The following is a 7,642-nucleotide window of genomic DNA, read 5'->3' as shown; positions in this document are numbered from 1 at the left end:
CGGATGATCTCGACTCTGTGTCGCCGACGTTTGACTTGACCCGTCAGGCCTGCAAGTCGGCTTCGTGATTCGAAACCATCCGGTGGCCCAGAGTGAGCACCGGATTAAATAGATGTCCCCTGAAGCCTATGGTGACAGCAATCTGGCCGGAAATAGCACCGTTGAACGTACCCGGGTGGCCGATCTTCCGTGGCAGACTTTTATTCAGGATGAGCGCCTGCGTAACGTGATTCAGCTGGCACTGGATAACAACCGCGACCTGCGTGCCACACTGGCCGACCTGTTCGGCGATGGTGCCACTACCATCTGGAGTATTGCCCCGAGTTTGTTGCTGCCGATCTTCACCGCTGGTGGCACCGACGCCGATGTTGAATACGCCAAAGCCGGGCAGCAGAAGTCTCTGGCGACCTATGAATACACCCTACAAACCACCTTTCGCGAAGTAGCCGACGTACTGGCTCGTCGTGGCACCCTGCAGAATCAGCTGAATGCTGAAACCGATTGGGAGAACTTCGCCCAGCGTAGCTACGACCTGTCCATGGCCCGCTACAAGCTGGGCGTCGACAGCTTCCAGGATTCCCTGACATCACAACGTACACTGTACCGTGCTCGGCAATCCCTGATTGCAACGCGGATGACGGATCTGTCCAACCGCATCAATCTGTATCGGGTGTTAGGGGGCGGCTTGGCAGCAGAAACAAAAACAACGGCTGCTACCGCCGTCGTGACCCAGTAACCGGCTACAGTGAAACAGTGGGGAGGCAGTAAGGGCAGCCTGGATTCGGGGTTGATTGAGCGGCGGAAAGCCAATCGCTGGCGCAGGGTCAGAGACCCACGCCAGGATTGACTCCCTCAACGCACAATCCGTTAAAGGCAATAGCCACCATCGATGGTCACTGTGGCATTCCGTGCTCCCAGGCTGCTTTCCAGTGCCAGGTATTTAATCGCCGGGACAATATCTCTGGGTTCTAACATGCGTCCGGCGGGGGTTTGGGACATGGCTTGTTGCAGTCCTGCTATGGCGTCGTTATCCATGCCGGATTTGGCCTGGATTTCAGTTGCGGTGACGCCAGGACGAACACAATTCACTCGAATACCCTTGTCGGCCAATTCCACGTTCATGGCACCCATGGCACCTTCAAATGCGGCTTTGCTGGCGGAATAGGCAATGGTGCTGGCAAAGGCCTTGCCGACAACAATACTGGAAACAAACACCATGCTGCCTGGATTCTTCATACGCTGGCTCAGTGTCTGGGCCAGTAACAGAGGGCCAGTGAAATTGACGCGCATTGTATGTTCCAGTGCGTCCAGAGTCATGGCGTCGAACGGCTGTGGCTCAAAAATCCCGGCATTGAGTATCAGCGCATCCAGATGGGTACCTTGTGCGGTCAGGGTTGCTGACAGCTGCTCAATGTCTGCAGGTACTGCCTGATCGCATATCAGCCCTTGGACCGGGTTGCCGGTGTGTGTGGTGTTGAGGGAATGCAGTGCCTGATCAAGCTTTTCCGGACGACGTCCGGTAATGATGACCTGATGGCCAAGTTGCTGAAAACTCTTGGCGGCGGAATAGCCGATGCCGGAGGTAGCGCCGGTAATCAAGATCTGTTTCATGCTGGAATCCGTGTGTGAGAGCTGATAACGGCCAGTCTGGACTGGACTCCTGTTTCTGATAAGAGGCATATTGAGCGTCTTACTGTTTCTAATTGACGACGTATTGGCTGTTTTTCAGGTGATGTTTATGAACGATCTTTATGGGCACCTCCCTCATTTGTATGTGTTTTTAACGGTGGTTGAGCAAGGCAGCTTTCAAGCAGCGGCGCGGCGACTGGCCTTGCCGCGTTCCTCGGTCAGCAAACGGGTGGCCCAGCTGGAGACCCAACTGGGCCTGAGGTTATTGCAACGGAGTACGCGGCGTCTGCATCTGACGGCAGAAGGTCAGGCATTGCTGGAAGCAGCGCAGCCGTTGATTGCTGCCATGCAGCAAGTGGCCAATGTGACGCAACAGGCCGCTCTGGTGTTGCGGGGCAAGGTGGTGATCAGCAGTTCAACCCTGATTGGCGAGCGCTATCTGCTGCCCTTGCTGGTGGGTCTTAAATGTGAGTATCCGGGGATTGTGATCGAGTTGCGTTTGACTGATCTGGTGGTTGACCTGATTGCTGATGGCGCCGACCTGGCATTACGTATTGGCAATTTGCCAGACTCGTCCATGGTGGCCAAACGTGTTGGTACCAAGCGCTGGGGGTGTTTTGCCAGCCCGGATTATTTGGCTCGTCAGGGTATACCGCAAACACCGGCCGAGTTGGCTCAGCACGAGTGTCTGTTATTTCGCAGCCGCAGTCAGGTGCTGGATCACTGGGTATTTGCAGCGTCAGGGGAAGAAGTCAGTCTGAAAATAACGGAGGCCCACTCTGCCGATGATGGTCGCACGCTGGTGGCGATGGCCTGTAGCGGGCTTGGTATTATCTGGGGCGATCCGAACTGGGTGAGGGCCGAGTTGGAGCAGGGCAGATTGGTCGAGGTACTGGAGAGCTGGCGACCAGGGGTGTCATCACCGATCCATTGGTTAAGTCTCGGTAAGAGTGCAAGAAATCCGGCGGTAGAGGTGGTGTGGCAACATCTGGGAGAGCGTCTGCTAACGGCGTTGAGCTAGCCGCCATAAAAAGAAAAAGCCCGGCGAATGTGCTTCGTCGGGCTTTCCACGTGGAACATATCCTGTTAAATCAACAGCATATGCAAGCGTCAGTCATCAGGAAGATTTCTTTGGCTTGGAGCGTTTACGCTCGTTTTCAGTCAGCAGCTTCTTGCGCAGACGAATGCTGATAGGTGTTACTTCGACCAGTTCATCGTCTTCAATGAATTCCAGCGCCTGTTCCAGTGTGTGTTTCACTGGCGGGGTCAGGTTGATAGCTTCATCGGTACCGGACGCACGGACGTTGGTCAGCTGCTTGGCCTTGGTCGGGTTAACCACCAGGTCGTTATCACGGCTGTGCAGACCGACGATCATGCCTTCGTAAACTTCCGTTGCCGGAGATACGAACAGACGACCACGTTCCTGCAGGGTGAACAGGGCATAGCCCAGAATCTTGCCTGGAACCATGGAGACCAGTACGCCGTTGTGACGGGTAGATCCCAGACCCGTCTGAATTGGACCGTAGTGGTCAAAGACGTTGGTCAGAATGCCGGAACCGGAGGTCATGGTCATGAACTGCGAGCGGAAGCCAATCAGGCCACGGGCTGGCATGATGAATTCAAGACGAGTACGGCCTTTGCCATCGGGAACCATGTTGGTCATCTCGGCGCGACGGTTGCCCATCTCTTCCATGATGGAACCCTGGTGTTCATCTTCAACGTCAATCACAACCTGTTCGTACGGTTCTTGCAGAACGCCGTCGATTTCACGTTGTACAACTTCTGGCTTGCCGATACCCATTTCGAAGCCTTCGCGACGCATGGATTCGATCAGTACCGAGAGGTGCAGTTCGCCACGGCCAGAGACCTTGAATTTTTCTGGGCTGTCGCCAGGCTCAACTCGTAGCGCCACGTTGTGGATCAGCTCCTTGTCGAGACGATCCTTGATGTTGCGGGAGGTGACGTACTTGCCTTCTTTACCGGCAAATGGTGAGTCATTAACCTGGAAGGTCATGCTCACGGTTGGTTCGTCTACCGTCAGTGGTGGCAGCGCTTCAACATGACCGACGGCACACAGGGTATCGGAGATGTTCAAACCTTCAATACCGGAAACACAGACGATGTCTCCGGCGGAGGCTTCTTCAACAGGAACCCGGTTCAAGCCGTGGAAACCTTTGACTTCCAGCAGGCGGCCTTTGCGAATTTTACCATCAGAGCCAATCAGCTGAATGTCGGTGCCTGGCTTGAGCTTGCCACGAGCGATACGACCAACACCGATAACACCCACAAAGCTGTCGTAGTCCAGTGCCGAGATTTGCATCTGGAACGGGCCGTCAAGATCCACTGGTGGTGGCGCAACATGGTCGACAATCATCTGGAACAGCGGTGTCATGTCTTCTGCCATATCATCCGGGTCGGTACCGGCAATACCATTCAGGGCAGAAGCATAGATAACCGGGAAGTCGAGCTGCTCGTCGGTTGCACCCAGGCGGTCGAACAGATCGAAGATCTCGTCCATTACCCAGTCTGGACGAGCGCCTGGACGGTCGATCTTGTTGATTACCACGATTGGGCGCAAGCCACGCTCAAACGCTTTCTGGGTGACGAAGCGGGTTTGTGGCATCGGGCCATCAACCGCATCTACCAGCAGGCAAACAGAGTCTACCATGGACATCACCCGTTCAACTTCGCCACCGAAGTCGGCGTGTCCTGGTGTGTCGACGATATTGATGCGGTAGTCATTCCAGCGAATCGCAGTGTTTTTCGCAAGAATGGTGATGCCGCGTTCTTTTTCCTGGTCGTTCGAGTCCATGACTCGCTCGCCGCCCTGGTTACGATCCAGGGTGCCCGATTGCTCCAGCAGTTTATCGACCAGGGTAGTTTTACCGTGGTCAACGTGAGCAATAATGGCGATGTTTCTGAGATTGTTGATCACAACAAAAAGCCTTGATTAAAGTTTGTGCAAAATTGGCGGGCGATTATACCTGACTTCGGATCGATGCGGCATGTCAATTTCATTATAAGAAAAGCGCTATTATCGTGCTCGTGGATTTCGGAATCAGAGCACTTGAACCTATACTGGGCACGCAGCCTGGCAGGGGTCAGAAAAACCGATTCAAATGCACCTATATGGTTCATTTAAATCTAAGTGGCACTGTAAGTGTGCAAAAAATACGATTAAAGGTTTGAAAATGCCTTGAATTTTGTGCTCTTCCCAACGTGCCTCCAAATGGCACGCGAATTGCTCTTTTTTCGGGCATGCGAGCCGGGGTTGGACCCCATTATCGGATATGAACCAGCATCTGGAGATAAGAAAATGTCAGAGAACACTCTGAATCTGATCAAAGAAAATGACGTTAAGTGGGTTGATCTGCGTTTTACCGACTCAAAAGGTAAAGAGCAGCATGTAACTATTCCTGCCAGCTATGTGGATGAAGAATTCTTCGAAAATGGTCAGATGTTTGATGGTTCATCCATCTCGGGCTGGAAGGGTATCAACGAATCCGACATGATCCTGATGCCGGACGATACGACTCCTTTCATGGACCCGTTCACTGAAGATTCAACGCTGGTTCTGCGTTGTGACATTATCGAGCCAAGCACCATGCTGGGTTATGAGCGTGATCCACGTTCTGTTGCCAAGCGCGCTGAAGAATACCTGAAGTCTACTGGCCTGGGTGATACCGCATTCTTCGGTCCAGAGCCTGAATTCTTTATGTTCGACGACGTCACTTGGGGTCAGGACATGCAGGGTTCTTTCTGCAAGATCAACTCCGACGAAGGTGCATGGGCGACGGCTTCTGTAACAGAAGGCGGCAACCTGGGTCACCGTCCTCGCGTTAAAGGTGGTTACTTCCCTGTTCCACCAGTCGACAGCCACCACGACATTCGTGCTGCCATGTGTAACACCATGATGGCCATCGGCCTGGACGTTGAAGTACATCACCACGAAGTGGCTAACGCTGGTCAGAACGAAATCGGTGTGCGTTTTAACACACTGGTTAAGAAAGCTGACGAAGTGCAAATGATGAAGTACATCGTCCACAACGTTGCTGCTGCCTATGGCAAGACTGCTACTTTTATGCCGAAGCCGGTCGTGGGTGACAACGGCTCTGGTATGCACGTGCACCAGTCTTTCTGGAAAGATGGCGAAAACCAGTTTGCCGGTGACGTTTATGCAGGATTGAGCGAAACAGCGCTGTACTATATTGGCGGTATCATCAAGCACGCCAAGGCACTGAACGCGTTCACCAACCCGTCTACCAACTCCTACAAGCGTCTGATTCCAGGCTTTGAAGCGCCGGTCATGCTGGCATACTCTGCCCGTAACCGTTCTGCTTCTATCCGTATTCCTTACGTTGCGTCGCCAAAAGGCAAGCGTATCGAAGCGCGCTTCCCGGATCCTACAGCGAACCCATACCTGGCATTTGCTGCCATGCTGATGGCTGGTCTGGATGGTATCAAGAACAAAATCCACCCTGGGGATGCGGCAGATAAAGATCTGTACGACCTGCCAGCAGAAGAGGCGGCGGCTATTCCACAAGTGTGTGGCAGCCTGCGTGAAGCTCTGGACAGCCTGAAAGCTGACTGTGCGTTCCTGACTGAAGGTGGCGTGTTCACTGACGATATGATCGAAGCCTACATCGATCTGAAAATGGAAGATGTTTACCGCGTAGAGCATACGACTCACCCGGTAGAATTTGACATGTACTACTCCGTTTAATCTTCGGATTAACGGTTCGTAATAAGAAAGGTCGCTTCGGCGGCCTTTTTTTGTGGTTTATTATCTTTATCGTTGTTTGCAGCGGGTACGCAGGAGGACAGATAGGCGTGGAGAAAACGACCAGAGAATTATGGAATTCATACCCACTTCGGAATGCCCTGCCTGACTGGCGCGAAAATTGGCAGCAATCGGCTCCCGAGGCATTGCTGAGCGCGTACCGGCATTATTATCGGCTGGCCGAGAAGGGGGTCTGCCAGCACCGTATGGGGAAGCTGACGAGCGCTGGCTTTGATATTGCGGTGCAGTATTGGGAGTGCCCTGAGGCTGCAGGCAATCTTATTCTGGTGCATGGTTATTACGATCATGTCGGGCTGTATGGCAGCCTGATTGATTTTTGCCGGGAACAGCGTCTGAACCTGGTGGCGTTTGACCTTCCTGGTCATGGTCTGTCTGGCGGTGAGCCTGCCAGAATCGACGATTTTGACCAGTACGAAGCAGTCTTTTTTGATGTCTATCAACAGGCTGAAAAACAGCTGCCAGCGTTGCCCTGGCTGGCTGCCGGGCAGAGTACCGGGGGAGCCATTCTGGCCAGCTATCTGCTCAAGCGACGTCCGCTTGCAGGTCAATCCGGGCCGCTGGAAGTGTGGCTGCTGGCGCCCTTGTTGCGGCCGGTCGGGTGGCGCAGTGGCCGCTGGGTGCACGCCCTGGCGCGCTTGTTTGTTAGCCGGGTGCGGCGGCGGTTCGCGCTGAGCGGAAATAATCCGCTGTTTGCTGAATTTATTGCGAGTGGCGATCCTTTGCAATCACGGCATCTGAGCGTGCACTGGGTAACGGCGCTCAAGCGCTGGCTGGCCTGGATCGAACGGCAGCAGCCATTAGTCTATCCGGTACGCATGATCCAGGGCACTGCCGATCAAACGGTAGACTGGGGCTACAATGTACCGGCTTATCAGCGGTTGTTTCCCGACTTGCGGCTGACGCTGATAGAAGGCGGGCATCATCATCTGGTGAATGAAACTCCAGAGCGGCTGGAGGCAGTTTATCGTGCCTTGTTATCGGGTCTGGATGCCGTGTTGCCTGCCAAGGCTTCGGAGTAGTGCTTTGGTGTCAAAACAGGGCAGGGAGTCGCCTGCCTTTGGGGCAGCGCCTTGTGAATGGGCAATATCCGTGAAGCCAGTCAATTATTGACCTGAATGTGTGCTTGTCGGCCACCAGAGTCCGGCTCTATGCTGTGATCCGAAGTAGGGCAATGTCTGGGTCTGGCGTCGATTTTCGGGTTTTTACTGATAA

At 53.9% G+C, this 7,642-nt stretch carries 6 protein-coding genes; 4 read left to right on the top strand and 2 right to left on the bottom strand.

Translation table 11 applies throughout. The annotated features are described in order from the left end of the window. Positions 1–112: 112 nt before the first annotated feature. Positions 113–736, top strand: a complete 624-nt coding sequence (locus tag WG929_RS08555; RefSeq protein ID WP_416205722.1) for a TolC family protein — start codon at positions 113–115, stop codon at positions 734–736. A gap of 131 nt (positions 737–867) precedes the next feature. On the opposite strand, the gene WG929_RS08550 is transcribed toward WG929_RS08555, so the two are convergent. After that, positions 868–1,611, bottom strand: coding sequence for an SDR family NAD(P)-dependent oxidoreductase (locus tag WG929_RS08550; RefSeq protein WP_416205721.1), 744 nt, complete (start codon positions 1,609–1,611; stop codon positions 868–870). Positions 1,612–1,738: 127 nt separating this feature from the next. On the opposite strand from WG929_RS08550, the gene WG929_RS08545 reads away from it, so the two are divergent. Then, the gene (locus tag WG929_RS08545; RefSeq protein WP_416205720.1) at positions 1,739–2,650 is read left to right on the top strand and encodes a LysR family transcriptional regulator; all 912 of its coding nucleotides are present in this window, start codon (positions 1,739–1,741) and stop codon (positions 2,648–2,650) included. A gap of 96 nt (positions 2,651–2,746) precedes the next feature. Here the strand turns inward: WG929_RS08545 and typA are convergent, their stop codons facing one another. Beyond that, on the bottom strand, positions 2,747–4,564 hold the full coding sequence (gene typA, locus WG929_RS08540) for a translational GTPase TypA (protein WP_416205719.1): 1,818 nt from the start codon (positions 4,562–4,564) through the stop codon (positions 2,747–2,749). A gap of 381 nt (positions 4,565–4,945) precedes the next feature. Here typA and glnA point away from each other — a divergent pair, with 381 nt between their 5' ends. Both glnA and WG929_RS08530 read left to right on the top strand, forming a co-directional pair. Beyond that, the gene (gene glnA / locus WG929_RS08535) at positions 4,946–6,352 is read left to right on the top strand and encodes a glutamate--ammonia ligase (protein ID WP_416205718.1); all 1,407 of its coding nucleotides are present in this window, start codon (positions 4,946–4,948) and stop codon (positions 6,350–6,352) included. A 263-nt stretch (positions 6,353–6,615) separates the two neighbouring features. After that, positions 6,616–7,449 (top strand): alpha/beta fold hydrolase, encoded by an 834-nt coding sequence (locus WG929_RS08530; protein ID WP_416205717.1) that lies wholly within the window; start codon positions 6,616–6,618, stop codon positions 7,447–7,449. The last annotated feature ends 193 nt before the right edge of the window (positions 7,450–7,642 follow it).

Origin of the sequence: Oceanobacter antarcticus, from assembly GCF_044962685.1 — a bacterium.
GTDB classification, from domain to species: Bacteria; Pseudomonadota; Gammaproteobacteria; order Pseudomonadales; family Oceanobacteraceae; genus Oceanobacter; species Oceanobacter antarcticus.
The sequence above is the reverse complement of the archived record's forward strand: the minus strand, read 5'-3'. Positions and strand labels throughout refer to the sequence as shown.